The organism is Sphingomonas sp. SDUR79, assembly GCF_056821745.1.
The window spans coordinates 1,773,051-1,799,618 of sequence record NZ_JBPDIN010000001.1; the positions used below are offsets into that span (position 1 = coordinate 1,773,051).

The window sequence follows — 26,568 nt, forward strand, 5'->3', positions numbered from 1 at the left end:
TTTCTGTCGCTCGAACCGTAAGCTACAATTTCTCGGCCAAACTCTTCGCCAGCTTCCGTTGACCAATCGACCAGGGCCACCAGCTCGCAAGCGAGCAACGTCCCGTCTGGCTCTCTCAGCGCAAGCGGATTTGCAGGATCAAGGCTTACGCCATCCAGCTCTGTGGCATGCTGGCGAGGGTCATAGACACCGTTCGGCCGAAAGACGCCGCTGGCTACCGCCATACCGTCATCTCGCCCCGTGAACGTGACCGCGCCAATGGCTATGTCCCCGGCCTCGACTATGAATGATATCGGCGCGGACATAGGGCAAGCATAGCGCGAACCGGACCGTTCACAACTTCCTGCCAGCCTGTAATCCTAAAAATGATCAGACGGAGCCAGCTACGCAACACGGCTCCGCCCGAAACTCTGGATCTCAGTTAGTGGCAGCCGCCTCGCGCCGCACCACGTCCGGCGCGGTTTCCCAGCCGCCGCCGAGCGCCTTGAACAGCGCCACCTGCGCCTCCGCCAGCGCCGCGTTGGACTGGGCGAGCGCCGCACGCGCCCCTGCCCGCTCGCGTTCGGCGTCGATGCGCTGGAGCAGGCTGTCGCGCCCGGCCTCGAAGCGCAGGATTGCGATCCGCGCGGCGTTGGTCGCCGACGCATCGGCGCGGCGCAGCGCGACGTTGCGCTCGATCTCGCCCGAATAGCGTGCCAGCGCCTGCTCGACTTCGCGCAGCGCGGTCAGCACCGTGCCGTCGAACGCCGCGAGCGAACCCTCCGCCCCCGCCTCGGCCTGACGCACGCGCGAACGCGCCGCAGTCAGATTGGGGAAATTCCAGCTCAGCAACGGCCCGAGCGAGAAGTTGAACGACGAGCTCTTGCCCAGATCCTCGATATTCTGCGCGCCCAGCGACACCGATCCGCCCAGCGTGATCGACGGATAGAGCGCGGCGGTCGCCACCCCCACCCGCGCGGTATCCGCCGCCAGCTGGCGCTCGGCCTGGCGCACATCCGGGCGACGCGCGAGCAACGCCTGGCCGTCGCCGACCGGGATCAGCGCCGACACGCCGGGAGGCGTCGCGCACGCATCGGCCTGCCCGTCCAGCTCCGCCGGCGGCTTTCCGGTCAGCGTGGCGAGCGCATACAACGCCGCGCGCCGCTCCGCCTCGAACGCCGGCACCTGCGCGCGGGCATTCTCGGCAAGCACGCGCGCCTGATCGACATCGCGGATCGTGCCGCGCCCCGCATCGACCAGCCGCTGGGTCAGGTCGAGCGTGCGGCTCTGCAACTGCACCGTCTCGCGCGCCACCGCCGCCTGCGCGGCAAAGCCGCACGCCGCAGCATAGGTCCGTGCCGTTTCCGCAGCGATCGCCACGCGCGCGCCGTCGAGCGCCGCCTGCGCCGCATCGACATCGCCGCGCGCGGCCTCGATCGATCGGCTCACCCGACCGAACAGGTCGACCTCATAGGACGCGTCCAGCCCGACCCGGAAGAAGTCGCCCTCGACCCCGTCCACGCCAGCGGGCAGCGCACCCTGCGCACTCTCCGCGCTGGTGCGCGAGCGGGTATAGCCCGAACTCACGCTCGTCCCCGGCAGTCGTGCCCCACGCGATTCCGACAGGATCGCGCGTGCGCGCTTCAGGTTCGCCGACGCCTGGCGGATGTCGGTGTTGTAGGTCAGCGCCTCGACCACCAGCCGGTCGAGCACCGGATCCTTGAACAGCCGCCACCATTCGCCCTCGACCGCGCCCGGCGAAACCTTGGTCATGCCGGGATCGACGAACGCCGCCGCCGCAGCCGGCGGGGTTTCCGGCCGCTGGTAGGTCGGGCCGACCGAACAGCCCGCCAGCAACGCCGCGCTCGCGCTCATGATGAAAAGGCGCTTCATGCTGCAGGCTCCGTCACGGGGTCATGGGGTTTGCGGCCCAGGCGCGCGCGCTGCGCGTTCGCCCAGATGCCGAATTTGCGGCTGATGACATAGAAGGCCGGGGTGAAGATCAGGCCAAAGATCGTCACGCCGATCATGCCAAAGAACACCGCGACACCCAGCGCCTGGCGCAGCTCCGCCGCCGCCCCGCTCGCGATCACCAGCGGCAGCACGCCGAGGATGAAGGCGATCGACGTCATCACGATCGGCCGCATACGCTGGTGCGCGGCGTGCTTGGCGGCCTCGAACATGTCCATGCCCGCATCCTCGTTCTGCCGGGCGAATTCGACGATCAGGATCGCGTTTTTCGCCGCCAGCCCGATCAGCACCACCAGACCGATCTGCGTCAGGATGTTGTTGTCCATCCCCATCACGTTGACCCCAAGGATCGCGGCGAGCAGGCACATCGGCACGATCAGGATCACCGCCAGCGGCAGCACCAGGCTCTCATAGAGCGCGGCGAGCAGCAGGAAGACGAACACCACCGCCAGGCCAAAGGCGATCACGCCGGTATTGCCCGCCGATTTCTGCTCCAGCGCCAGCTCGGTCCATTCGAAGCTCATCCCCTGCGGCAGCGTCTGTGCCGCGAGTGCCTCCATCGCATCGAGCGTCTGGCCGGTCGAGTAACCGGGCTTGGAATCGCCCTGCAGTTCGGCCGCCGGATAGAGGTTGTGGCGCACCACGCGATACGGCCCGCTGTCGTTCTTCAACGTCATCACCGAACTCATCGGCACCATCTCGCCCGACGCCGAGCGGGTCTTGAGACCCTGAATGTCGGTGGCATCGTCGCGATAGGGTGCATCGGCCTGTGCCGTCACGCGGAAGGTGCGACCCAGATAGTTGAAGTCGTTGACATAGGACGAACCGAGATAGGCACCCAGCGTCGAGAAGACGTTGGACACCGGCACGCCCATCCGCTCCGCCCGCTCGCGATCGACATCCGCGGTCAGCCGCGGGGTGCCGGTGTTGAACAGGGTGAAGGCACCCGCGACGCTCTCCTGCTGGTTCGCGCCCATCATCATGCCGAATGCCGACTGCGCCAGCGCGTTATAGCCCAGCCCCTCACGGTCCTGGATCATCATCTTGAACCCGCCACCGGTGCCGATGCCCGGAACCGGGGGCGGCGCGATGACGAGGATGTCGCCACCCTTGATCGGGGCGAGCGCACCATAGAGCGCGCCCTGAATCTCGTCTGCGGTCGCGTCGCGCTCGGCATGCGGGGCAAGGCCGAAGAACAGCACGCCGGTGTTCGGCGCGGTCGAGAAGCTCGCGCCATCCAGTCCGGCAAAGCCGACGACATATTTGACGCCGGGAAGCTTCCGCGCCTCGGTGATCGCCTGCTGCACCACCGCATCGGTGCGGTTCAGCGACGAACCCGGCGGCAACTGCACCGCGCCGATCAGATAGCCCTGATCCTGCGGCGGGATGAAGCCCGACGGGGTCGACGTAAAGCGCCACCCCGCGACAAGGATCAGTGCGACATAAACCACGCCGACCACCATCAGCATGCGCACCAGCTTCGCGGTCAGCTTGCCGTAATTCTCGGACAGCCGGTTGAAGCCACGGTTGAACGCCGCCCCCGCCCGCGCGGGGAGACCACGCCAGCCGGGCGCAATCTCGCTGTGATGCCCCTTGTGCTTCAGCACCAGCGCGCACAGCGCCGGCGAGAGCGTGAGCGACACAAATGCCGAGATCAACGTCGCCGAGGCAATGGTGATCGCAAACTGCTGGTAAAAGGCGCCGGAAATGCCCGGGATGAACATCGTCGGCACGAACACGCCGACCAGCACCAGGCTGATCGCGATGATCGCGCCCGACACTTCGTCCATCGTCTTGTGCGCGGCTTCCTTGGGGGACAGCCCCTCCTCTTCCATCAATCGCTCGACATTCTCGACCACCACGATCGCGTCGTCGACGACGATTCCGATGGCTAGGACCAGGCCGAACAGCGACAGCGTGTTGAGCGAATAGCCGAATGCCAACAGCACCGCGAACGCGCCGACCAGCGAGATCGGGATCGCGACGATCGGCACCACCGCCGCACGCCAGCTCTGGAGGAAGATGATGACGACCAGCACCACCAGCACCAGCGCCTCGATCAGCGTGTGCTCGACCGCGGTGATCGACTCGGCGATATATTCGGTCGGGTTATAGTCGATCGAATAGGTCATCCCCGGGGGGAAGTCCTTGGCCAGGCTGTCGAGTTCGGCCTTCACCGCATCGGCGGTCGCCAGTGCGTTCGATCCGGGCAGCTGGAAAATGCCCATGCCGACCGCGCGCTTGTCGTTGAGATAGCCGTTGAAGTTGTAATCCTGCGCACCCAGCTCGACCCGTGCGACTTCGCGCAAATGGGTCAGGCGGCCGGTGGTGTCACGCTTGATAACGATCGCACCGAACTCGTCGGGCGTGGTCAAACGGCCCTTGGTCTGCACGCCCAGCTCGAATGCCGGGCTCGCATTGCCATAGGGCGGCGCACCGATGGTGCCGGCAGCGACCTGGACGTTCTGGCTGCGGATCGCGTTGACCACCTCGTCCACGGTCATGTCGCGCGCGGCGGCCAGGCCGGGGTCGATCCACACGCGCATATTATAGTCGCGCCCGCCAAACGCTTGCGCCTGACCCACGCCCGGGATGCGCGCGATGCGGTCCTGAACCTGCAGCGTGACGTAGTTGGAGATATACTGGATATCCAGGCTCTCATCGGGCGACGTGAAGAACGCGACCATCAGGAAGTCGGGCGAACTCTTGTTCACCGTCACGCCGATGCGCCGGACATCCTCGGGCAGGCGCGGCTCGGCGGTCGCGACCTTGTTCTGGACCAGCACCTGCGCCTGATCGACATTGGTGCCCTGTTTGAACGCGACCGTGATCTGGGTCTGACCGTTCCCGGTCGATGACGACGTCATGTAAAGCATGTTGTCGACGCCGTTGATCGCCTGCTCGATCGGCGCGGCAACGGTTTCGGCGACGGTTTCGGCGCTCGCGCCGGGATAGGCGGCGGTGACGACCACTGTCGGCGGGGCAATGTTGGGATATTGCGCGATCGGCAGCGACGGATAGGCAATGGCACCGACGATCACGATCAGGATCGACATGACGGCGGCAAAGATCGGCCGCTCAATGAAGAAATGCGGGAATTTCATGGCTTGCGCCCCTTACTGGACGGTCGCCTGGCCCGAAGCCGGCGGATCGATGGGACGCGTTGGTGCGGCCTGCTTGGTCGCGTCGGGCGTGATCTTGCCTGCCTTGGGCGTCACCGGAGCACCGGGCTGAAGCCGGCCGACACCGGTCAGGACGACGCGGTCGGTGGGCGCAAGGCCGTCGCGGACGATGCGCAGCCCTTCGGCCTTGGCGCCGATCTCGATGACGCGCGGGGTCGCCTTGTTGTCCTTGCTCACGACATAGACGAGACGCCGGGTCTGGTCGGTGACGATCGCTTCATCGGGGATCAGCATCGCACGATAGCTGCCCGATCCAAGCAGGCGCGCGCGACCGAACATGCCGGGCGTCAGGAAGCCGGTTGGGTTGGGAACCACGGCATGCGCGCGGATCGTGCCCGAATTGGGATCGACCGCATTGTCGAGGAACGCCATGCGGCCGTTCCAGCGATACTCATTTTCGTCGGCCAGCTGGATCTGCACCGGGTTGGCGGTGGTGCGCGACGATCCACGCTCGCCGCGCTGATCCTGACGCAGGTTCTTGAGGTAAAAGGCTTCGGCGCCCTCGAACTCGAACCAGATCGGGTTGAGCGAAACGACGCGGGTCAGCACCGTCTGCCCCTCCGCCACGAAGTCGCCAATGCTGACCTTGCGGTCGGAAATGCGGCCACTGAACGGCGCGCGCACGGTGGTGAAGCCAAGGTTGAGCATTGCCTGCGATGCCGATGCGCGGCCCGCGGCCAGATCGGCGGCGGCGCTGCGCTCGGCCGCGACATTCGCCTCCAGCTCCTCGGCGCTCACCGCCTGCGCACTCGCCAGCGCGCGGCTGCGTGCGGTGACCTGACGGGCATTGTTGAGCGCCGCCTGTGCCCGCGCGATCTGCGCCTGCGCCTGCATCAGCTGGGCGCGATAGGGGCGCGGGTCGATCGTGAAGAGCGCTTGTCCCTTGCGGACATCCTGGCCGTCGCGGAAATGGACGGCGGTGATGACACCGTTGACGCGCGCGCGCAGCTCGACATCCTCGGGCGCGACGAAGCGGCCCGTATAATCGTCCCAGTCGACCACTTCGCGCTGGAGCGGCGTCGCGACCATCACTTCGGGCGGGGGCGGCGCGGCGGGCGGCTGTCCGCCACCACAAGCACTCAAAGCCGCCAGTGCCACAAAGCCTGCCAGGACACGCATAGTCGTATTTCCCCTTATTGCGCTGCAGCAATTGGGGAGCGGGAAAAGCGGTTTCAACCCCGGAACGGATAATTTCCGATATTTTCCGTTCAGTAATTAAAAATGGGGTCGGGCTGCGCTGAAAAATGCGGCCCCGGACCGCCCCACCCTGCCTCAACCGAAGGCGAATGGGGAACGGGCCGGGGCCGCACGAGACTGGCGTTTACGCCCAATCTGCAACCGAATGTTCAGGCGGCGACGGTTCCGCGCGGCATGACGGCCGCCTCATAGTCGCTTTCCACCTTCTGGATCAGCGCACGATCATCATGATTCCACGGGTGGAACCCGGGCATGAAGTAGCTCAGCCACGCCGGAATCATCCGCGTGACAATGCCCGGCGAGACCAGCAGATACTTCGCCACCATCGCCTTGGCGCGCCACCCGGTGACGCCATCCTGCGCCATCAGGTCCAGCGTTCCTTCGATCCGGTGCTTCCAGAAGGTCACCGTGATCAACAGCATCGTCAGCGACTTGATCTTCCACCGCTTCCACCGGCTCATGCCGCGCGTCGCGTGGAGATAGGTGTCATAGGCGACGCCCTTATGCTCGATCTCCTCCAGCGCATGCCAGCGCCACAGATCGGCATTCTCCTTGTCCGCGCCGGCGAGATGCTTCGGATTCTTGATCAATTCCGACGCGAGGATCGCGGTATAATGTTCCAGCGCCATGGTCGCGGCGAGCTGGACGATCTTGGGCCGCGACCGTGCGATCTCCAGCACCTGATCGACACGCGCGTCCAGTCGGCTGATGTCATAGCCATGATCCAGCACGCGCTTGTTGAACGCGACATGCTCGCGGCTATGGACGACCTCCTGCACCGTGAACGCCTTGATCTCGCGCGCCAGCTTCTCGTCGACGCCGTCGCGGAACGCCTTCACGCTCTCGATGAAATAGGCTTCACCCTTGGGGAAGGTGACCGACAGCGCGTTATAGAACGCCGTCGCGGTCACGTCCCCGCCCAGCCACAGGCGGTTCTGCTGCTGGCCGCGCCCAAACCGGCGGTCGCGCGGGGTGATGGTCAGGTCAGAGGGAGTCTTTGCGTTCGACATGATTTTGCTCCAAGGCTTGGGTAAGGAACTAACGCTTACTTACACGAATGTCAATAACACCCATCTCCGAACGCCGTCGGCTCAGCCCGGAAGAATCACGCGACGCCGCGCTTGAGGCCGCACGTGCGATCCTGATCGAGGCTGGGCCCCAAGCCGTCACCCTCAAGGCCGTCGCCGCGCGGATCGGGCGGACCCACGCCAATCTCCTCCACCATTTCGGTTCGGCGGCGGGCTTGCAGCGCGCGCTTGCCCGCAGTCTTGCGGAGACCGTCTGCGCGCGCATCGTCCGCCTGATTCAGGAGGCCCGTGCCAACGGCACCGCGCCGACCGAAGACAAGCCGCGCGAAGTCGTCGATCTCGCCTTCGATGCGTTCGACAAATCGGGCGCGGGCGCTCTCGCCAGCTGGATGATCCTGTCCGGCAATGAAGATGCGCTCGACCCGATCCTCGAAGTCATCCACGGCCTGGTCGATCAAATCGCCGCAGCCGAGGGTCAGGACACCGCGACCGAACTGCGCGAAGACACGCTCGCGCTGGTTCTCATGGCCATGGGCGACGCGCTGCTCGGCGAACAACTGGCCCGTTCACTCGACCTCCCCCGCGGCGCGGCGCGCGAAATCGCCCTGCGCCAGCTCACCGGATCGCCCCGCTTTCGCAAGATGTGGGGCCAGGACATTTAATCATGCATTTTCTCGACCAGGCCAAAATCTATATCAAATCCGGCTGGGGCGGCGGCGGCGCTGTCGGCTTCCGGCGAGAGAAATATATCGAATATGGCGGCCCGGACGGCGGCGATGGCGGCAAGGGCGGCGACATCATCTTTGAAGCCGTGCCCGGCCTCAACACGCTGATCGACTTTCGCTACACCCAGCATTTCCGGGCCGAACGCGGGCACGGCGGATCGGGCAGCAACAAGACCGGCGCGGGTGGCGAGGATCTGGTGATCAAGCTGCCCGTCGGCACCCAGATCCTGGCCGATGACGAAGAACGCACCCTGCTCGCCGACCTGACCGAGCCGGGGCAGCGCATCGTCTTCCTCAAGGGCGGCGATGGCGGGCGCGGCAATGCCAGCTACAAGACCAGCACCAACCGCACCCCGCGCCAGCACGGCACCGGCTGGCCGGGCGAGGAAATGTTCGTGTGGCTGCGGCTCAAGCTGCTCGCCGATGCGGGCCTTGTCGGCCTGCCCAACGCCGGCAAGTCCACCTTCATCAACGCCGTCACCAACGCCCAGGCCAAGGTCGGCGCCTATGCCTTCACCACCACCCGCCCGCAGCTCGGCGTGGTGCGGCACAAGGGCAACGAGTTCGTCATCGCCGACATCCCAGGCCTGATCGAGGGCGCAGCAGAAGGCGCCGGTATCGGCGACCGCTTCCTCGGCCATATCGAGCGATGCAAGGTGCTGCTGCATCTGGTCGACGCCAATGACAAGGACGTCGCCACCAGCTACCGCATCGTCCGCGACGAGCTCGAAGCTTATGGCGCCGGCCTGCTCGACAAGCAGATCATCGTCGCGCTCAACAAGATCGACATGCTCGACGACGAGCTGATCGCCGCCCTCTCCGCCGAACTGGAAGAAGCCAGCGGGGCTGAGGTCATCGCGATCTCGGGCGCGGCGGGCATCGGCGTCGACTGGGCGCTCGACAAGCTGCTCGAAGCGATCGGCCCCGACCACGCCCGCGTCAGCGACGACGATGACGGCGCGGAAGAAGTGGAGTGGTCGCCGATCTGAATCGCGCGCCTCCCGCACGACGCGATTTTCGCGCGCGACTGACTGGCGCTCGTGCCGCAATCGCCTAGATTGTGCGCCATGCTTTATCGCGTCGCCCCGCTCGCCCTGATCGCCATCGCCCTGCCCGCCACCGCGCAGGAGCAGGAACAGAAGCGCGAGCCGCTGCGCACCCGCATCTATCTCGGGCCGCAGCTGTCGCCCAAAACCCCCGGCGCCAAGGACCTCTCGTTCGGCCCCTTCTTGGAAGTCTCCCGCGCACGCGGCAATGACCCGTTCGAGTTCGAAGCGCCGGATGAGAGCTTCGGCTTTCCGGTCGTTAAAGCCGGCGGCGTCGAATTCGGCCCAGCGCTTGGCTTCAAGGGCAAGCGCAAGGCGACGGATATCGGCGTTCCGCTCCATGAGGTCGGCTTCAGCTTCGAAATCGGCGGCTTTGCTCAGACCTATGTCGCGAAGAACATCCGCGTGCGGGCGGAGGCGCGCCAGGCGGTAAGCGGCCATGATGGCCTGGTGGGTGAGCTCAGCGCCGATTACATCGCACGTGACGGCGACAAATGGCTGGTCTCGATCGGGCCGCGCGTGACCTTGGCCGACGCCAAATATCACCGCGCCTGGTACGGCATCACCGCAGCGGACAGCGCGGCATCCGGCCTCGCCCAGTTCCGCCCCGATGGCGGGATCGAGGGCATCGGCCTCGCCGCAGGTTATCTGCGCCAGCTCAACAAGCGCATTGGCATCGCCGCCTATGCCCGCTACGACCATCTGGTCGGCGACGCCGGGCGCTCGCCCTACGTCCGCGCCGCTGGGTCGCGCAGCCAGCCTTCGGTCGGCCTCGCGCTCAGCTACACCTTCGGCGGCCGGTAGCCCCGCCCGGACAGTTTCGGTTCAGCAACGATCTGACAGGCATCCGCGCAACATCAGCTGGAGGATGACATGATCCGAGTGATTCTGGGTGTTGCCGGGCTGGCACTGGTCGCGGTTCCGGTGGCGGAAGCGCAGCGATTGCGCGAGCGGCTGGCGGAGCGGATGGCCGAACGCGCCGCCGCCCGCGGTGCCGAGGCTCCCGCCGCCGGCATAGTCGAACACAGCTTCGGCACCGACCCCCTGCAAAAGCTCGATTTCTGGCCAGCAAAGGACAAAGCGAAACCCGCGCCGATCGTGATCTTCGTCCATGGCGGCGGGTGGAAGCGCGGCGACAAGCGCAACGCGACCGGCGCGGACAAGGTGACGCATTTCCTCGATCAGGGTTATGCCGTCGCCTCGGTCAACTACCGCCTCGTCCCCGCCGCAAAGGTCGAGGATCAGGCCGCCGACGTCGCCGCCGCCTTCGCCTGGCTGCGCAGCAACGCGACCAAACTCAACATCGATCCGGCCAGAATGGTGCTGATGGGCCACAGCGCCGGCGCGCACCTCGTCGCTCTGGTTGGCACCGACCCCGGCTATGCCCGCGCCGCCGGATTTGCGCTCAGCGACATTCGCGGCGTCATCCCGCTCGACGGCGCGGCCTATGACGTTCCCGCCCAGATCGCCGACGGCGGGCGGTTCATGCAGGATACCTATGCGCAAGCCTTCGGCAGCGATCCGGCGCGGCAAAAGGCGCTGTCCCCCACCCTCCACGCCGCCGGGCCGAACGCCCCTGCTTTCCTGATCCTCCATGTCGACCGCGACGACGGCAAGCGCCAGTCCGAAGGCCTCGGCGCCGCGCTGCGCAAGGCCGGCACCCCGGCCCAGGTCACGCGGATCGAGGGGCGCGGGCTGGTCGGCCATGCGGAGATCAATCGAAAGCTGGGGCAGCCCGACTATCCGGCAACGCCGATCGTCGATGCCTGGCTGAAGACGCGCTTCTAGGCCGTGAACCCATGACGACCGCCTTTGGCGCGATGGCTGAACGGCTTAAATTGGGTGGGAAGCTGACACGCTGCTATTAGTGTAACCATATGCAGCAGGACCCCCGATACCGCGATACGCAAAGTCGCTATCTGCACGCGATGTATCGCCGAATGAAGTCAAGGCTCGACATATCGGCGGCAGGATGGGGGATCGTGTTTCTCGGGCTCGCGCTGGCAGGGTTGGTGGATTGGCTGGGTTCGCTCGGCTGGGGACTTGCGGCCGATATTTGGACCTTCGCCGGTTTTGCCCTTTTTGCCCCCGCCTTTTGGGTTTTCGGGTTGATCATTATCAAGATCAATCTGGCGTATGTTCGCCACACTTACGGACCTGAACCGAGAGAACGGGCAGACGGGTCCTGACGACCGGTTTGGGGTCGTTAGCGGCCTGTCCGCTTGCCCGTTCGCCCTGAACTTGCCGAAGCGCCACAGCCGGCCTTCACTGAGCGCAGGAGCGGTGCTTCGGCAAGCTCAGCACGAACGGCGTGAGGTCGCACTTACACTTCCCCACTTCCCAAATCGCCCGCCTCGCCTGTATGCGGCGGGCGATGAACCTCTTCCCGCCCGCCTCCTGCCCGCGCCTCGTCGTCAAGATCGGATCGGCGCTGCTCGTCGACCCGGACGGCGGCGTGCGGCGCGGCTGGCTTGAGGGGATTGCCGCCGACATCGCCGAACGCGTGCAGGCGGGGCAGCAGGTTGCGGTCGTCTCCTCCGGCGCCATCGCGCTCGGTGCGCGCCGCCTCAGCCTGCCCAAGGGCGGCCGCGCCAGCCTTGAGGATGCACAGGCCGCCGCCGCGACCGGCCAGATCGCGCTCAGCCAGGTCTGGGCCGAAGTGCTGGCCGCCAACGGCCTCACCGCCGCGCAGATGCTGGTCACGCTCGACGACCTCGAGGATCGCCGCCGCTACCTCAACGCCGCCGCGACGCTGGGCCGCCTGCTCAGCCTCGGCGTGGTGCCGATCATCAACGAAAATGACAGCGTCGCGACCGCCGAAATCCGCTTCGGCGACAATGACCGCCTCGCCGCCCGCGTCGCGCAAGCCGCCGACGCGAATGGCGTCGTCCTGCTCAGCGACATCGACGGCCTCTACGACCGCAACCCCGCCCTCCCGGGTGCCGAGCATATCGCACAGGTCACCCAGATCGACGCACGGATCGAGGGGATGGCCGATCGCGGCTCCGCGTCTGGCATGGGATCGGGCGGCATGGTGTCGAAGATCGAGGCGGCGCGGATCGCGGCGAGCGCCGGGGTCAGCCTCGCCATCGCCAGCGGCCGCATCGACCGCCCGCTGTCCGCCGACGCCCGCCACACCATCTTCCTCCCCGAAAAACGCACCCGCGCCCGAAAAGCCTGGCTCGCCGGACGCCTCACCGCCAAGGGCAGCATCGCAATCGACGCCGGCGCCGCCGCCGCCCTCTCCGAAGGCCGCAGCCTGCTCGCGATCGGCGCGACCAGCGTGCGCGGCATGTTCTTTCGCGGCGACCTCGTCACGATCGAGGGCCCCAACGGCCCGATCGCACGCGGACTCGCCGAATATGACGCGGGCGAAGCGCAGGCGATCCTCGGCACCCGCAGCGACGATCAGGGCGAGATCCTCGGCTACGCCCCCCGCGCGGCGCTGGTCCACCGCAACCATATGGTGCTGCTGTGATTTGGTTCACGCGAAGGCGCGAAGGCGCGAAGAAAACTGGTTCACGCGGAGGCGCGGAGACGCGGAGATTGAACCCCCGCCGCGCCAGCGGCCCTCCAATTCACACGTTCGCCGACCATTTTTCTTTCGCGAGGGCGGCTAACGCCGCAACCCAGCATGCAGTCTCCGCGTCTCCGCGCCTCCGCGTGAAACCAACTTCTTCCGATCTTCTTCGCGCCTTCGCGCCTTCGCGTGAACCAACATGAAAACCCTCGCCCTCACTGGCGCCACCGGCTTCGTCGGCAAGGCGACCGTCGACCACGCCCTCGCCAGCGGCCACCGCGTCCGCGCGCTCACCCGCCGCGCGCAGCCGCCGCGCGAGGGCGTCACCTGGGTCGCCGGCAATCTCGACAGCGAAGATGCGCTCGCCCGGCTCGCCAGCGGTGCCGACGCGGTGATCCACATCGCCGGGGTGGTGAACGCGCTCAGCCCCGCGGGCTTCATCAACGGCAATGTCCACGGCACTGCGCGCATGGCCGCCGCCGCCGCATCGATGGGCGTGCGCCGCTTCGTCCACGTCTCCTCGCTCTCGGCGCGCGAGCCGCAACTGTCCGAATATGGCCGATCAAAAGAGCGCGCCGAGGACGAAGTGCGCAAATCCGGCCTCGATTGGACGATGGTCCGCCCGCCCGGCGTCTATGGCCCCGGCGACATGGAGATGCGCGACGTCTTCCGCATGGCGAAGTTCGGCTTCGTGGTGCTGCCTCCCGCAGGCCGCGTGTCACTGGTCCATGTCCACGACCTCGCCCGGCTGCTGGTGGCGATGGCCGAGAGCGACACGGGCCGCCACATCTATGAATGCGATGACGGGGTCGATGGCGGCTACAGCCATGCCGAATTCGCCCGTCTGGTCGGCGGCGCGGTCGGCAAGCGCCCGATCCCGATCCACGTCCCCCACGCGCTGCTCCACTTCGTCGGCCATGCCGACCGCTTCCTGCGCGAGGCGAATGCTAAACTCACCCCCGACCGCGCCGCCTATCTGAGCCACCCCGACTGGACGGCAACCCCGCACCACCGCCCGCCTGCAAGCCTGTGGACGCCACAGATCGCCACGCTCGACGGCCTGGTCCAGACCGCCGACTGGTATCGGTCGAACGGATTGCTTTAGGCACTGCAACCAGCCTTGAAATGTTGGATTTTCGCTGCTTGGGTCGGCCCATGGTTCCGGTCCGCCCCCTCCCGTCATCGCGTCGCTCGGACTGCCTGACACGCGCATGACAACCCCGCAAAATTGTCAGCTTCCCCTCCACGGGGTGTCAGGCACGCCCCGCTCTCCCCGCAATTCCGCCGCAATCGCTTGGCAGTGCCAGCCCACACCAGTAAGGACCGCGCATGAGCGACCGTAACGACATCTTCGCAACCATCTCGGCCCAGATCGAACCCTTCAACAAAAAGGGTGTCGCGCTGACCGACTCCACCACCTTTGCCGGCGATCTCGAATGGGACAGCCTGACGGTGATGGATTTCGTAGCGGCGATCGAGGATGAATTCGACATCATCATCACCATGAACATGCAGGCGGAGATCGAAACCGTCGGCCAGCTGGTCGATGCGGTCCAGAAGCTGAAGGCGTGAATTGAAAATACCGCTCGCCCTGAGCTTGTCGAAGGGCCGTCCTGCTCTTCCCCGAAACAAGAAGGAAGAACAGGGCTTCGACAAGCTCAGCCTGAACGGGTTTGGGAACTATTGAGATGACCGACGCTATCGCCACCTCCGACGCACCCGTTCCGATGACCGGCCACAAGCCCGATCTGATGAGCAAGTTCGACGCCATCATCGCGGAGCGCAAGGCGCTGCTCGATGCTGGCTTCACCGATCCCTATGCGGTGGTAATGGAACAGGTGAAATCGCCGACCGAGGCGGTGATCAAGGGCAAGGACACGATCCTGCTCGGCACCTACAATTACATGGGCATGACCTTCGACCCCGACGTGATCGCAGCGGGCAAAGCGGCGCTGGACCAGTTCGGCAGCGGCACCAACGGCAGCCGCATGCTCAACGGCACCTTCCGCGACCATATGGAGGTCGAACAAGCGCTGCGCGACTTTTACGGCACGACCGGCGCGATCGTGTTCTCGACCGGCTATATGGCCAATCTCGGCATGATCTCGACGCTTGCGGGCAAGGGTGACTACATCATCCTCGACGCCGACAGCCACGCCTCGATCTATGACGGGTGCAAGCAGGGCGTCGCCGAAATCGTCCGCTTCCGCCACAACAGCGTCGAGGATCTCGACAAGCGCCTCGGCCGCCTGCCGCCTGAGGCCGGCAAGCTGGTGGTGCTTGAGGGCGTCTATTCGATGCTCGGCGACATTGCCCCGCTCAAGGAAATGGTCGCCGTCGCCAAGAAGCATGGCGCGATGGTCCTGTCCGACGAAGCGCATTCGATGGGTTTCTACGGCCCCAATGGCCGCGGCGTGTATGAGGCGCTGGGCTGCGAGGACGATGTCGATTTCATCGTCGGCACCTTCAGCAAGTCGGTCGGCACCGTCGGCGGCTTCTGTGTGTCGAACCACCCGAAGTTCGAGGCGATCCGCCTCACCTGCCGCCCGTACATCTTCACCGCGTCGCTTCCGCCCAGCGTCGTCGCCACCGCCGCGACCTCGATCCGCAAGCTGATGACCGCGACCAAGAAGCGTGAACAGCTGTGGGACAATGCCCGCACGCTCCACGCAGGCCTCAAGGAAATGGGCTTCAAGCTCGGCACCGAACAGGCCGACAGCGCGATCATCGCGGTGATCCTGACCGATCAGGTGCAGGGCGCGGCGATGTGGCAGACGCTGCTGGAAAACGGCCTCTACGTGAACCTCGCGCGTCCCCCCGCGACCCCGGCCGGCACCTTCCTGCTGCGCTGTTCGCTGTGCGCCGAGCATACACCCGAGCAGATCCAGCGCATCCTGGGCATGTTCAAGGCTGCGGGCCAGGCGGTCGGCGTCATCGCCTGACCGCTGGTGCCGGTCGCCGCCCGGGCCTAGACAGTCGCGCATGAGCGAGACCCGCTATTCCCGTCTGATCCGCCGCTTGCCCGCGCTGGACTGGCGGGTCGCGTTGATGATCGTGGTCGCGCTGCTCGGCTGCAGCGTGCTCGTGCTGCTCGTGGTCAACCAGCGCGACGCCGACGCCCAGCATCAAGCCGCGCTGGCCCGCCAGTCGCAAAGCTACGAAGTAATGGTCCTGTCGCAGAGCTTCGCCGCCAGCATGGCGCGCGCAGAGGCGACGCTGGGCCGGTATGTCGTCGCCGGCGAGCGCGCGGTGGGACGTGATTTCGTCGCCGAATGGCAGCGCGCGAGCGGCCAGCTCAGTCTGCTGGAGCGACGGGTGCGCGGCAATGGGACGCAGGTCGATCGCGCCGCGCGCCTCCGCGCTGCTTATGCGGCGCGCGGACTCGAACTCGCACAAATTGCCCGGAGCACCGATCGCGGCCGCGACGCTGCAGCCTATGCCTATTACAATGAGGCGCGCCGCTCGCCGCATCTTGCCGCGTTATCGCTGCAAACACGCGCGATTTTCGATGCCGAGCGCCTGTTGCTGAGCGCCCGGGCCGAAGAGGCGCGGATGACCGCCGCCGGCGCTGCCGATGAGACCCGCAACCTTGTCCTGTTCGGCGCATTGCTGGCGGCCGGCGCGATCGCGCTCGGCTGGCTCAACGTCCGTGCAATCCGCGACCGCGCCGCCGCCGCCGCCGAGGCCGAGGCGCAGCGCGCACGATCGGAAGAGCTTCAGGCTGCCGTCACCGCCGCGACCGCCGGGTTGAAGGCGGAGGCGCGCGAACGGGCGGCTGCCGAGGAAAAGCTGCGCCAGGTCCAGAAAATGGAGGCGGTGGGCCAACTGACCGGCGGGATCGCGCATGATTTCAACAATATGCTGGCTGTCGTCCTGGGCGGAATCGAACTCGCCCGACGCAACCTGCCCGACGGCGCGGACGCAGCGCTGCGCCATATCGACAATGCTGCGGAAGGCGCCAACCGCGCCGCCGCATTGACCCGGCAGCTGCTCGGCTTCGCCCGATCGGAGGCGTTGGCGCCCGAAGCGATCGAGCCGACCGAGCTGATCGAAGGCATGTCGGTCCTGCTCGATCGGACGTTGGGTGAAGGCATCACCGTCGAAACGCAGAGCGAAGGGAGGCAGTGGAAGGTCTGGGCCGACCGGGTGCAGCTCGAAAATGCACTGCTCAATCTGGCAGTCAACGCGCGCGACGCGATGGACGGACGCGGCACGATCACGATCTCCTCGGGCCATGTCGCGCTTGACGGCGACGATGCCGGCGAATGCGCGCCGGGGGACTATGTCCGCATCGCGGTCAGCGATACCGGCACGGGCATGACCTGCGAAGTGATGGACCGCGTGTTCGAGCCATTCTTCACCACCAAGCCGGTCGGCAAGGGCACCGGCCTCGGCCTCAGCCAGATTTTCGGCTTTGTCCGGCAGTCGGGGGGCGAGGTGCGGATCGAATCGACCGTGGGTGCGGGTACGACGGTGACCATGTTCCTCCCCTGCCATGCCGGTACCACAAGCTCCGCTCCGCTGGCCGACCGGGTGGGGCCGCGGGCCGGGCCGCATCGCGCGCTCGACATTCTGGTGGTCGAGGATGATCCGCGCGTCCTCACCGCCACGCTGGCTGCGCTGGAGGAGCTCGGGCACCGGCCCGTCGCGTGCAGCGACCCGCTGACCGCGCCGCGCATCGTCGCGGGGCTGCGCGCGCTCGACCTGGTGATGAGCGATGTGCTGATGCCGGGCCAGACCGGACCGGAAATGGTCGCCGCGCTCCAGCCGCAGCTGCGATCCGTCGCCATCCTCTATGTCACGGGCTATGCTGGTGAGGGGGATGAGGATCGGTTCGCCGGCCGTCCCGTGCTCCGCAAGCCCTTTACCCTTGCGGGCCTGGAGCAGGCGCTGGCGGACGCGATCGCGGTCCAAGGGCATACCGACGCGGCCACAGGCTAGATTTACCTGCAACCTTCGATATAGCAGGCCTATTCCCGTCGGCGCGGCCGACATGTGATCAGTTTGAAGGCGCGAACCCAATTCGATGACCGCACTCGACCGGTACATGGCGCGCCTGATCGCGGTCCCGTTGATCTCCACGCTGCTGATCTCGGCGATGCTGCTGGTGCTCGACCGGATGCTGCGCCTGTTCGACTTTGTGGCGAGCGAGGGCGGGCCGGTCAGCGTGGTGTGGCAGATGCTCGCCAATCTGCTTCCCGAATATCTCGGCCTTGGTATTCCGATCGGGCTGATGCTCGGCATCCTCCTGGCCTTCCGCCGCCTCGCCACGACGTCCGAGCTCGACGTGCTGCGTGCGGTGGGCATGAGCTATGGCCGGATGCTGCGCGTGCCGTTCATGTATGCCATCGCGCTCGCCGCGCTGAACCTTGCGATTGTCGGCTATATTCAGCCGCTTTCTCGCTACAATTATGAAGGGCTGCGGTTCGAGCTGCGCACCGGCGCGCTCGGCGCGTCGATCAAGGTGGGTGAGTTCACCAATCTCGGCGACCGCATGACGCTGCGGATCGAGGAGAGCAAGAATGAGGGGCGCGACCTATCCGGCATCTTCGTCAGCGCCCGTGCCCCCGGCGGCGACATCGTGTCCGCGACCGCCGAAAAGGGCCAGTTCCTGCGCACCGACGATCCCGACGTCATCATCTTCCGCCTGACCAAGGGCACGCTGATCCACCAGTCGCCCAAATTTCAGGTACCACGCGTCCTGACGTTCGACGCGCACGACCTGCCGATCGATCTGCCGAAATTCGAACAGTTTCGCCAGCGTGGCGAGAACAAGCTGGAGCTGACCCTGCCTCAGCTTGCCAAGATCGGCAGCGACCCCACGGCCAGCGAGCAGGAGCGCGACGCCAGCCGGTCGACCTTCCACTTCCGCGTGGTGGAGGTTGCGACGATGCTGCTGCTGCCCTTCCTCGCCCTGGCGCTGGGTGTCCCGCCCAAGCGATCGACGTCCGCGCTCGGCGTCTTTCTGTCGATCGTGATGATCGTCACCTATCACAAGGTCAACGAATATGCCCAATCGATCGGCAGCCTGGGGCGGATCGACCCGCTGATCGCGTTATGGGGGCCGTTCCTGATCTTCGCCGCGCTGGTGTTCTGGATGTATTACACGATCGCCTTCGTCCCCGGCGGGCAACCGATCGGCGCACTTGAGAAGTTCTTTGCCAAGGCGTGGAAGTCGGTCGCGAAATATCTACCCGGCCGCCGCAAGCGGAAGGCGGCGGCATGATCCACGCACTCACCGATTTTTTCCCGTCACGGACCGTGTCGCTCTACATGGCGCGGTCGTTCCTCATCAACACCTTCGCCTTTCTGATCGGGCTGGTGCTGATCCTGCAGACGCTGGATCTGCTCAGCGAATCCGGGCGGATCCTCGCCTATCCCGGCAATGGCGATGCGCAGGTGTGGCGCTATGTCAGCCTGCGCGTGCCGCAGATCATCGCGACCTTCCTGCCCTTCTCGGTGCTGCTCGGCACGATCATCACCTTCAGCACGATGAACCAGAATAGCGAGATCATCGCGTTGAAGGCGTCGGGCCTTTCGGCGCATCAGGTGCTCGCACCGCTGATGATCGCGGGGCTGGGCGTCGCCATCATCTCGTTCAACTTCAACGACCGCATTGTCTCGCGCGCCAGCACGACGCTGGCGGCCTGGAAGAAGGTCGAATATGGCCCGCTGCCGATCGATCGTGGCGACCGTTCCAACGTGTGGGTGCGCGATGGAAGCCATCTGATCCATGCCCAACAGATCAAGGGCCGCGGCGATGCCGCGATCCTCGGGGGCGTCACCGTCTATGAACGCGACGGCGCCGCGCTGAAATCACTGGTGCGCGCCAAAACCGGGCGGCGCGAGGGCGATGGTTGGCGCGTCGCTGGGGCCGAGCGGTTCGATGTCGCAACCGGCAAGCTGACCCCGCTGGGCAGCGTCGTGGTCGCCCAGGGCGTCCGCCCCGATCAGTTCACGCTGTCCAATGTCGACGCCGAAAGCATGTCGTTCGGCGCGCTGTCCGAAGCGATCGACGACCTGCGCGCTGCCGGCCGCCCGACCAAGGCGCTGGAGGGCGCATTGTGGCACAAGCTATCCGGTCCGCTCTCGGCCGTGCTGATGCCGCTGCTCGCCGCCGTCGCCGCCTTCGGTATCGCGCGCTCGGGCAAGCTGTTCGTGCGCGCGGTGATGGGAATGGGCCTCGGCTTTCTCTACTTCGTCGCCGACAATTTCGCGCTGGCGATGGGCAATCTCGGCGCCTACCCGCCCTTCCTCGCCGCCTGGGCTCCTTTCCTGCTGTTCGCGATGATCGGCGAAGCGGTACTGCTCAAGAGCGAGGAATAGCCGTCGCTTGTCAGCGATTGCGTGAGAACAAATCCCGCTGCGCCTGATTGATCGCACCGTCGGCCCAATCGACCTCACGCTTGGTAACCGGCACATGCTCCCACCGACCGAAAAACAAGGTTCCGTGGATGCCGCCCGCATTGCGCTTCAGCACCGGACGAGACCAAATGGCGTTCAGCGCTCGGCCCGCTGCCGCCTCGCCGACCCGGTCGAGGAAGTCATTGATCAGCTCCATGTCCTGATCGCGCGGAAATATCAGCGCGAACTCCTCCTCGGTCGCTTGGAAGAGGCTGAAGGTGGCGTTGTCGGCGTCGTCGATGATCTGAACGGTCTTCAATGCTGGGTCAGCCCGCCCGCACCTTCATCGTGCTCGCCGCCAGCCGCGCCATCAGGCCGCGCAGCGTGGGGTAGTTCGCTCCCTGATAGGTCGACTCCGCCCCCAGCGCTTCCGACAGCCGCCGATGCGCCTCGCCCAGCGCATGATAGGGCAGGCTCGGGAGCAGATGGTGGAGCGCGTGGAAGCGCAGGCCGACCGGAGCCCACAGATACGGCAGGAAGCCGCCCGGAACGTTGACGCTGTCGAGATATTGCGCGGTCACCGTCAGCGGCTCGCCCTCATTCTCCCACAGATGCGCGACCAAAGTGCGGACCTGATTGAGCACCGCGACGCCCGAGATCACGACCATATAGGTCAGGAACGCCTTGAGCGGCAGCACGCCTGTGGCGACCGTGGCGATCAGCGTCACCGCAACCAGGCTCGCGCCGATCTCCTGCCAGCGCCACTGGCGGGCAAACTCACCCTCTGGCGATTTACGCTCGAACTTCGGATTGATCTGCAGGCCCGAATAGCGGCCGACGACGGTGCGCCGCAGCTTCTTGGACAGCAGCGACAGTGGCCCCAGCACGCCAAAGCGCAGCAGCAACCCGACCGGCATCAGCGTCGAAACCAGCAGGAACACCGGCAGCGTCCACGGCTTCATCAGAGCGAGCGGCAGATATTCGGGATCTTCCACGGTGCCATAGCGGGTGCGCGTATGGTGGATGGTGTGAATGCCCTCATACATGAAGCTCGGCAGCATCATCGGAATGCCGAGCAGCAGGTTCCAGCCCACGCGGAACCCCGGCAGCAGCGAATGTTTGAGGTGCGTGATCTCATGGATGAACAGGCTCGCGCGATACAGCGCCAGCACCGCGAGCACCCCGCTCGCCAGCGCCCAGCCCAGCGACGGGGCAAGGATCGCGCCCGCCAGCGCGGCATAGCCAAGCGCCGCCGACCCCAGAAAATCGGTCCAATAGATCCGCGGGTTCGGCGTCTGCAAATCGCGCGTCAGTTCGGCCGCCGCGCGCAGCATCGCCTTGTCATCGGCCATGCCCGACAGGCGGATCTTCGCCGGCGCGGCGGGCGCGTCAGCCACGCGGTCCTGCACGGCCGCATCAAGGGCAAGGGTGTTCATAGCATCGGGCATTGCCAGCAGATCGTGGCTATTGCGTGGCATTTCAACAGTCTCCCGGTGGCACGCGTGCATGCGGTTGACTTGTGCCGATGTTGGCGTGACTGCTTTAACCAAGATCAACGATAAGGTGCCCTTTCGTGGCCAATGCCCCGCTCGCCATCCGTCCGGTTACCAGCAAGGCCGACACGCGCGATTTCATCGAGCTCGCCTATCGCCTCAATCGCGGCGACCCCAATTGGGTCCCGCCGCTACGCAGCGAGGTCGCGGGGTCGATTAATCCGAAGAAGAATGGCTGGTTCAGCCATGCCGAGGCGCAGCTGTTCCTGGCCGAACGCGACGGACGCCCGGTGGGACGGATTGCCGCGCATATCGACCGGCTGGCGCTGGAAATGCCGGCCGAACAGGGCTTTGGCCCCGGCACCGGCTTTTTCGGCCTGTTCGAAGCGGAAGACGCGACGGTCGCGCGCGCGCTGATCAACACCGCGCAGGACTGGCTGCGCAAAAAGGGGATGACCCGCGTGGTCGGTCCCGTGTCTCTGTCGATCTGGGAAGAGCCTGGGCTGTTGGTCCAGGGTCATGACCATCCACCAACGGTGATGATGGGCCATCACAAGCCGGCCTATCGCAATTACATCGAGGATGCCGGCTTCGCTCCCGTCAAGCAGCTCAAAACCTATGAGCTCGACATCACCCACGAATTTCCGCCTTTGGTCCAACGCATCATCGCGCTGGGCGAGAAGAATGATCGCATCCGCATCCGCACCGTCGACAAATCGCGCTTTGCGGAAGAGGCGGCGATCATCCTGGGCATCCTCAACGATGCATGGTCGGACAATTGGGGCTTCGTGCCGCTGACTCAGCCCGAGATCGACGATGTCGGGAAAAAGCTGAAGCCGATCGTGTTCGAAAAGCTGATCCGCATTGCCGAGCTGGACGGCGAACCGGTTGCGTTCATGATCACGCTGCCCGATCTCAATGAAGCGATCGCACCGCTCCAGGGTAACCTCTTCCCGCTTGGCTGGGCAAAGCTGCTCTGGTGGCTCCGCCGGGGGAAGGCGCGGACTATGCGCGTCCCGCTGATGGGCGTACTCAAAAAGCTGCAGGGGTCGCGCATGGCGAGCCAGCTCGCCTTCATGATGATCGAATATATCCGCCGCGATGCCGTTGCTGATTTCGGCGCGTCGCGCGGCGAGATCGGCTGGGTGCTCGACGATAATCAGGGCATGAACGCCATCGCCGAGACGATCGAGAGCCGGGTCAACCGGGTTTACCAGATTTATGCCAAGCAACTTGGCTAAAGCGCGTTTGAGTTTGTTTCAGCGCAGCTGAATCCAATTTTCAGGAAATGCGGCCCGCGGCGATAGGGGGGCGCCGCGGGCCGCGCCCTCGTTACCGTTCCGGGGCGAGGGGATCGAAATTGTCGTCGGACATCCATTCCGCGCGGGTCTTGCAGAGCTTTTTCGCCAGGCGCGAACCGGTGGTCTTCGTCGCGACGCAATAGCGCTTGGTGTCCGCCTTCGGGGTCGATGCTTCGTCCGATTGCGTTGACGCCGACGGGGCGGTGTCGCGGGCCATGGCGGGCGCGGCGGTGGCGATGATCAGGCTGGCTGCGGCGGCGGTGATGAACTTGCGCATGATAGGTCTCCTCGGGAAAGCTTGGGGGCTTTGCGGGCCGGCTGGCTGCTCTGCTCTACCCGCAGCTGTGTTAGTGCATTAGTCATGCCAAACACTTGGATGTAGGCAAAACAAAGACTTAGCTCGTTGCAAGAGCAACGATCTGGAAATTATTCACCGATTGTCAGGAAATCCCACCAATGTTCAGCGCGGCCTTAGCTGCGCAGTTTCGCCCAGGTCGGCGCGTGATCGCTGGCCTTTTCGCGGCCGCGATAGTCCTTGTCGACGCCGGCATCGCCAAAGCGATCCGCGGCAATCGGGCTGAGCAAAAGATGGTCGATGCGGAACCCGGCATCGCGCTGCCATGCGCCCGCCTGATAGTCCCAGAAGGTCCACACCCGTCCCGCCGGAAAGCGGGTGCGCAACGCGTCGGTCCAGCCCTGCGCCAGCAACGCGCGATAGCCCTGCCGCGACTCCGGCTGCATCAGCGCATCGTCGGCCATCGCCCTGACCGAATAGACGTCGTCATCGTTCGGGATGACATTGTAATCGCCCGCCAGCACCACTGGGCGCTCCTCCGCCAGCAAATCGCGCGCATGCGCCGACAGTCGCTCGATCCAGCGCAGCTTGTAATCGAATTTCGGTCCCGGCACCGGGTTGCCATTGGGCAGGTAGATCGACGCGATAACCACGCCGTTCACCTCGGCTTCGATATAGCGGCTATGCTCGTCCTCGGGCTCACCCGCCAGGCCGCGCTTGCGCTCGACCGGATCCGCGCCCTTGGCCAGGATCGCGACACCGTTGAACCCCTTCTGCCCATGCCACACCGCGCCATAGCCGGCGGCGCGGATGTCCGCTTCAGGAAAGCCCTCGTCCGCTGATTTCAGCTCCTGCAGGCACACTACATCCGGCTGCTGCTCGGTCAGATATTCGATCAGGCGCGGCAGCCGCGCCTTTATCCCGTTCACATTGTAGCTGACGATCTTCAAGGCGCGATCAGACGGCGAAGCTGGTGCCGCAGCCGCATCCGGACGCAGCGTTGGGATTGGTCACCCGGAATGCCGCACCGCCGAGCGATTCGACGAAATCCACGCTGGCGCCGCGCACCAGATCCAGGCTGATCGGATCGACCAGCAGCGTCACGCCATCGGTTTGCGCGATTGCATCGTCGTCCGCTGGCGCATCGGCCAGTTCGAACTTGTACTGAAACCCCGAACACCCGCCGCCCTCGACCGACAAACGCAACGTTGCAGGCTTGCCCTGCTTCGCCGCAATCGCGGCAACGCGTGCGGCGGCAGAGGCGGTGAGGCCGATCTCTTCGGAAAGCGCAGTTGCCATACAGCGCAGATAGGCGTGCGCGGCGATGGCCGCAACCGCCCTTCGCAGGACGGCTTGACCAGGCGCAACGGCGCGCGCACCCTCAACGCATGTTCGGCTTTCGCAAGCGGCCCGAAGCGGTCGAGATCACGGGGTTCGACGACGCGCCACCCCAGCTGTTCACCGCGCTGTTGTGCGACGGCTTTGTCGTGCACAACGTACCCGACTTCGCGGCCTGGATCGCCCTGCTGCGCACGTTCCAGCGCGAACACCCCGATGTCCGCGTGCTCGGGACGCTCGATGACATCCATCAGAGCGCCTACACATCGGGACATGCAATCGAAAAGCATGACCTGGACCGTATCGAAGGATTGGCCGAGCCGGACGAAGATCGCGGCTATCTCTTGCGCCGCGACCAGTTTCCGATCCGTCTCGCCAACCTGTTGGCGCGGGCGCGTGATGTGACCTTCGCCGACTTGGCAGGATTGTTGCCATGGACCACGCCGGGCGACGCCAACGACCCGCTCACGATCAACGCCGATCCCGGCGCGGCGCTGGGCTGGCAGCACGAAAAACAGTTCCTCGCGCAGCTAGTCCCCGTCGCCACGGCGGCAGAAACGGTGGCGGCGTGGCCCAACGGCTATTTCGTTGGCGACCTCAATCCGATGCAGAATCTGGCATTGGCGCAGCATCTGGAAACCCGGTTCGCTCTCCGGCTTTGCGCCATCGGCGCGGGTCGCCTTGCCTTTGTCTCCGATACCCCACTCGATGCCGGGACCGCCGCTCAGGCGGCCGCAGACATCGTCAGTCTCTACGCGGATGCGCCATCCGACGCCGCCGACCGCCTCGCTGCGTGGCTCAGCACCCATGACACGCTGCTGATCCGCTACACCGAAAGCTGAGCACAAACGGAAAAGGGCCGCCCGGTATCCCGGTGCGGCCCCCGTCCCTCTCCTGTTATCTCGTTTGGATCAGTTGCCGCCGACGGCGGTCAGCTGCAGCCGTGCGGCGCTCTGCTCGACCTGTTCGATCACGCTGGTGTTCTGCATGAACGGCATCGGGTTCAGCGCCTTGCCGTCGACGCGCACTTCATAGTGAAGGTGGCTGCCGGTGGAACGGCCGGTCGACCCCATCAGGCCGATCAGCTGGCCGCGACGCACACGGCTGTTCGGCGCAACCAGAATTTTGGACAGGTGGCCATAGCGGGTCTCGATGCCCTTGCCATGGTTGATGGTGATCAGGTTGCCATAGCCGCCAAAGCGACCGGTGCGGCCCGTCACGCCATCGGCGGTGGCATAGATCGGCGTGCCGACCGGGCCGGGAATGTCGATGCCGGCATGCATCGCCGCCGTGCCGTGGAACGGGTCGGAACGGACGCCGAAGCTGCTGGTCAGGCGCATATTCTCGACCGGCTGGAGCGACGGGATCGCGATCACCGACTGTTCGAGTATGTCGAGCTTCTGCCACGTCTGGAACAGCGAGCGGAACTGCGCATCCGCGCTCGCCTCGCCCGCCGCTGCAGCACCCTCGGGCGCCGCCTCATACGGCCCACCCATGCCGCCAGCGACGAAGCGCTCGGGCTGAATGCCCATCTTGCGCAGCTGCTGCTGGGTCAGATGGAGGCGGATTTGCGCAGTGCGCTGCGCCTTGGCGGCCAGTTGGGCCTGCCGCGCCTCGACCTGACGGAGCGGGGCGAGCACTTCACGCGCCATCGCGCTATCGGCATCGATCGAAACATTCTCGATCGGCATGCCGACATCGGCGGGCGAGCCCTTGCCGCTCAGCACGCCGGCAATGATCTTCTGACGCTGCTCGACGCGCGCGGCGTGAACTTTGGCGGCTTCCTTGACGGCGGCGACATCGGCCTCGAGCCGGTTCATCTCGGCGCGCATCTTTTCCATCCGCGCTTCGGGCGTCGCGGCGGTACCGGCCACGCCGGTCGCCATGATCGCGCCGAACGCGGCCTGCGAGACACCATAGGCAGAGAAGGTGACAGTGATCGCAGCGACGCCGGCAAGGATCGCCTGGGTCCGCCCTGCCACGCTAAACCGCTTCAGGTCGCGGCCGTCATGAAAGATGAAGTCACGGGTCGTGAAAAGATCGCGGAACCGCGTTACCAAATTCGCGTTGAGTGTAGTGCTGACCATGAGTCCCCGGCAACCACAGACACGCGCCAATTCAGTGGCACACGCCTTCGTTAAGCTATCAC

The 26,568-nt window shown here is 65.6% G+C and carries 24 protein-coding genes; 14 read left to right on the forward strand and 10 right to left on the reverse strand.

The features are described from left to right. Positions 1–417 precede the first annotated feature (417 nt). The 4 genes from ACRYLO_RS08695 to ACRYLO_RS08710 all read right to left on the reverse strand — a co-directional run bounded on the left by ACRYLO_RS08695 (position 418) and on the right by ACRYLO_RS08710 (position 7,339). Entirely contained in the window at positions 418–1,872 is a 1,455-nt protein-coding gene (locus ACRYLO_RS08695; protein WP_482659780.1) for an efflux transporter outer membrane subunit, read from the reverse strand. Further along, positions 1,869–5,054: an efflux RND transporter permease subunit gene (locus ACRYLO_RS08700; RefSeq protein ID WP_482659781.1), complete on the reverse strand. Its 3,186-nt coding sequence runs from the start codon at positions 5,052–5,054 to the stop codon at positions 1,869–1,871. Before ACRYLO_RS08700 ends, ACRYLO_RS08695 begins: the two co-directional genes overlap by 4 nt. 12 nt (positions 5,055–5,066) lie before the next feature. Further along, positions 5,067–6,251 (reverse strand): efflux RND transporter periplasmic adaptor subunit, encoded by a 1,185-nt coding sequence (locus tag ACRYLO_RS08705; protein WP_482659782.1) that lies wholly within the window; start codon positions 6,249–6,251, stop codon positions 5,067–5,069. A gap of 227 nt (positions 6,252–6,478) precedes the next feature. Next, positions 6,479–7,339 (reverse strand): metal-dependent hydrolase, encoded by an 861-nt coding sequence (locus ACRYLO_RS08710; RefSeq protein WP_482659783.1) that lies wholly within the window; start codon positions 7,337–7,339, stop codon positions 6,479–6,481. A 47-nt stretch (positions 7,340–7,386) separates the two neighbouring features. Here ACRYLO_RS08710 and ACRYLO_RS08715 point away from each other — a divergent pair, with 47 nt between their 5' ends. From ACRYLO_RS08715 to lptG, 12 genes are all read left to right on the forward strand, one after another. Then, positions 7,387–8,019, forward strand: a complete 633-nt coding sequence (locus ACRYLO_RS08715; RefSeq protein WP_482659784.1) for a TetR/AcrR family transcriptional regulator — start codon at positions 7,387–7,389, stop codon at positions 8,017–8,019. A gap of 2 nt (positions 8,020–8,021) precedes the next feature. Next, entirely contained in the window at positions 8,022–9,071 is a 1,050-nt protein-coding gene (gene obgE / locus ACRYLO_RS08720) for a GTPase ObgE (RefSeq protein WP_482659785.1), read from the forward strand. A 78-nt stretch (positions 9,072–9,149) separates the two neighbouring features. Then, positions 9,150–9,932 carry a MipA/OmpV family protein gene (locus tag ACRYLO_RS08725; RefSeq protein ID WP_482659786.1) on the forward strand — a complete coding sequence of 261 codons (783 nt, stop codon included), beginning with the start codon at positions 9,150–9,152 and terminating at the stop codon, positions 9,930–9,932. A 162-nt stretch (positions 9,933–10,094) separates the two neighbouring features. Further along, the gene (locus ACRYLO_RS08730) at positions 10,095–10,916 is read left to right on the forward strand and encodes an alpha/beta hydrolase (RefSeq protein ID WP_482661706.1); all 822 of its coding nucleotides are present in this window, start codon (positions 10,095–10,097) and stop codon (positions 10,914–10,916) included. 89 nt (positions 10,917–11,005) lie between these two features. Then, positions 11,006–11,317, forward strand: a complete 312-nt coding sequence (locus tag ACRYLO_RS08735; RefSeq protein WP_482659787.1) for a hypothetical protein — start codon at positions 11,006–11,008, stop codon at positions 11,315–11,317. A gap of 185 nt (positions 11,318–11,502) precedes the next feature. After that, on the forward strand, positions 11,503–12,606 hold the full coding sequence (gene proB / locus ACRYLO_RS08740; RefSeq protein WP_482659788.1) for a glutamate 5-kinase: 1,104 nt from the start codon (positions 11,503–11,505) through the stop codon (positions 12,604–12,606). A 241-nt stretch (positions 12,607–12,847) separates the two neighbouring features. After that, positions 12,848–13,753, forward strand: a complete 906-nt coding sequence (locus tag ACRYLO_RS08745; RefSeq protein WP_482659789.1) for an NAD-dependent epimerase/dehydratase family protein — start codon at positions 12,848–12,850, stop codon at positions 13,751–13,753. Positions 13,754–13,977: 224 nt separating this feature from the next. Continuing rightward, positions 13,978–14,220, forward strand: a complete 243-nt coding sequence (locus ACRYLO_RS08750; RefSeq protein ID WP_482659790.1) for an acyl carrier protein — start codon at positions 13,978–13,980, stop codon at positions 14,218–14,220. 116 nt (positions 14,221–14,336) lie between these two features. Continuing rightward, a complete protein-coding gene (spt, locus tag ACRYLO_RS08755; protein ID WP_482659791.1) occupies positions 14,337–15,590 on the forward strand; it encodes a serine palmitoyltransferase in 1,254 nt (417 codons plus the stop codon). Positions 15,591–15,630: 40 nt separating this feature from the next. Then, complete coding sequence (locus tag ACRYLO_RS08760) at positions 15,631–17,589, forward strand: ATP-binding protein (protein ID WP_482659792.1); 1,959 nt, start codon at positions 15,631–15,633, stop codon at positions 17,587–17,589. An 85-nt stretch (positions 17,590–17,674) separates the two neighbouring features. Further along, a complete protein-coding gene (lptF, locus tag ACRYLO_RS08765) occupies positions 17,675–18,874 on the forward strand; it encodes an LPS export ABC transporter permease LptF (protein ID WP_482659793.1) in 1,200 nt (399 codons plus the stop codon). Continuing rightward, positions 18,871–19,974: an LPS export ABC transporter permease LptG gene (gene lptG, locus ACRYLO_RS08770; protein WP_482659794.1), complete on the forward strand. Its 1,104-nt coding sequence runs from the start codon at positions 18,871–18,873 to the stop codon at positions 19,972–19,974. The genes lptF and lptG overlap by 4 nt, the downstream gene beginning before the upstream one ends. Before the next feature lie 10 nt (positions 19,975–19,984). On the opposite strand, the gene ACRYLO_RS08775 is transcribed toward lptG, so the two are convergent. Both ACRYLO_RS08775 and ACRYLO_RS08780 read right to left on the reverse strand, forming a co-directional pair. Then, positions 19,985–20,311 (reverse strand): hypothetical protein, encoded by a 327-nt coding sequence (locus ACRYLO_RS08775; RefSeq protein ID WP_482659795.1) that lies wholly within the window; start codon positions 20,309–20,311, stop codon positions 19,985–19,987. A gap of 7 nt (positions 20,312–20,318) precedes the next feature. Beyond that, positions 20,319–21,440 (reverse strand): fatty acid desaturase family protein, encoded by a 1,122-nt coding sequence (locus ACRYLO_RS08780; protein WP_482659796.1) that lies wholly within the window; start codon positions 21,438–21,440, stop codon positions 20,319–20,321. A 125-nt stretch (positions 21,441–21,565) separates the two neighbouring features. Between ACRYLO_RS08780 and ACRYLO_RS08785 the strand changes: the two genes are divergently transcribed. Next, positions 21,566–22,726 carry an N-acetyltransferase gene (locus tag ACRYLO_RS08785; protein ID WP_482659797.1) on the forward strand — a complete coding sequence of 387 codons (1,161 nt, stop codon included), beginning with the start codon at positions 21,566–21,568 and terminating at the stop codon, positions 22,724–22,726. Between the two features lie 91 nt (positions 22,727–22,817). Here ACRYLO_RS08785 and ACRYLO_RS08790 read toward each other — a convergent pair whose 3' ends face one another. From ACRYLO_RS08790 to erpA, 3 genes are all read right to left on the reverse strand, one after another. Then, positions 22,818–23,063, reverse strand: a complete 246-nt coding sequence (locus ACRYLO_RS08790) for a hypothetical protein (RefSeq protein WP_482659798.1) — start codon at positions 23,061–23,063, stop codon at positions 22,818–22,820. Between the two features lie 194 nt (positions 23,064–23,257). After that, complete coding sequence (gene xth, locus ACRYLO_RS08795) at positions 23,258–24,031, reverse strand: exodeoxyribonuclease III (RefSeq protein ID WP_482659799.1); 774 nt, start codon at positions 24,029–24,031, stop codon at positions 23,258–23,260. A 7-nt stretch (positions 24,032–24,038) separates the two neighbouring features. After that, positions 24,039–24,380: an iron-sulfur cluster insertion protein ErpA gene (gene erpA, locus ACRYLO_RS08800; RefSeq protein WP_294019255.1), complete on the reverse strand. Its 342-nt coding sequence runs from the start codon at positions 24,378–24,380 to the stop codon at positions 24,039–24,041. Positions 24,381–24,469: 89 nt separating this feature from the next. Here erpA and ACRYLO_RS08805 point away from each other — a divergent pair, with 89 nt between their 5' ends. Next, a complete protein-coding gene (locus tag ACRYLO_RS08805; RefSeq protein ID WP_482659800.1) occupies positions 24,470–25,261 on the forward strand; it encodes a hypothetical protein in 792 nt (263 codons plus the stop codon). Between the two features lie 69 nt (positions 25,262–25,330). On the opposite strand, the gene ACRYLO_RS08810 is transcribed toward ACRYLO_RS08805, so the two are convergent. Beyond that, positions 25,331–26,506 carry a peptidoglycan DD-metalloendopeptidase family protein gene (locus ACRYLO_RS08810; RefSeq protein ID WP_482659801.1) on the reverse strand — a complete coding sequence of 392 codons (1,176 nt, stop codon included), beginning with the start codon at positions 26,504–26,506 and terminating at the stop codon, positions 25,331–25,333. Positions 26,507–26,568 lie beyond the last annotated feature (62 nt).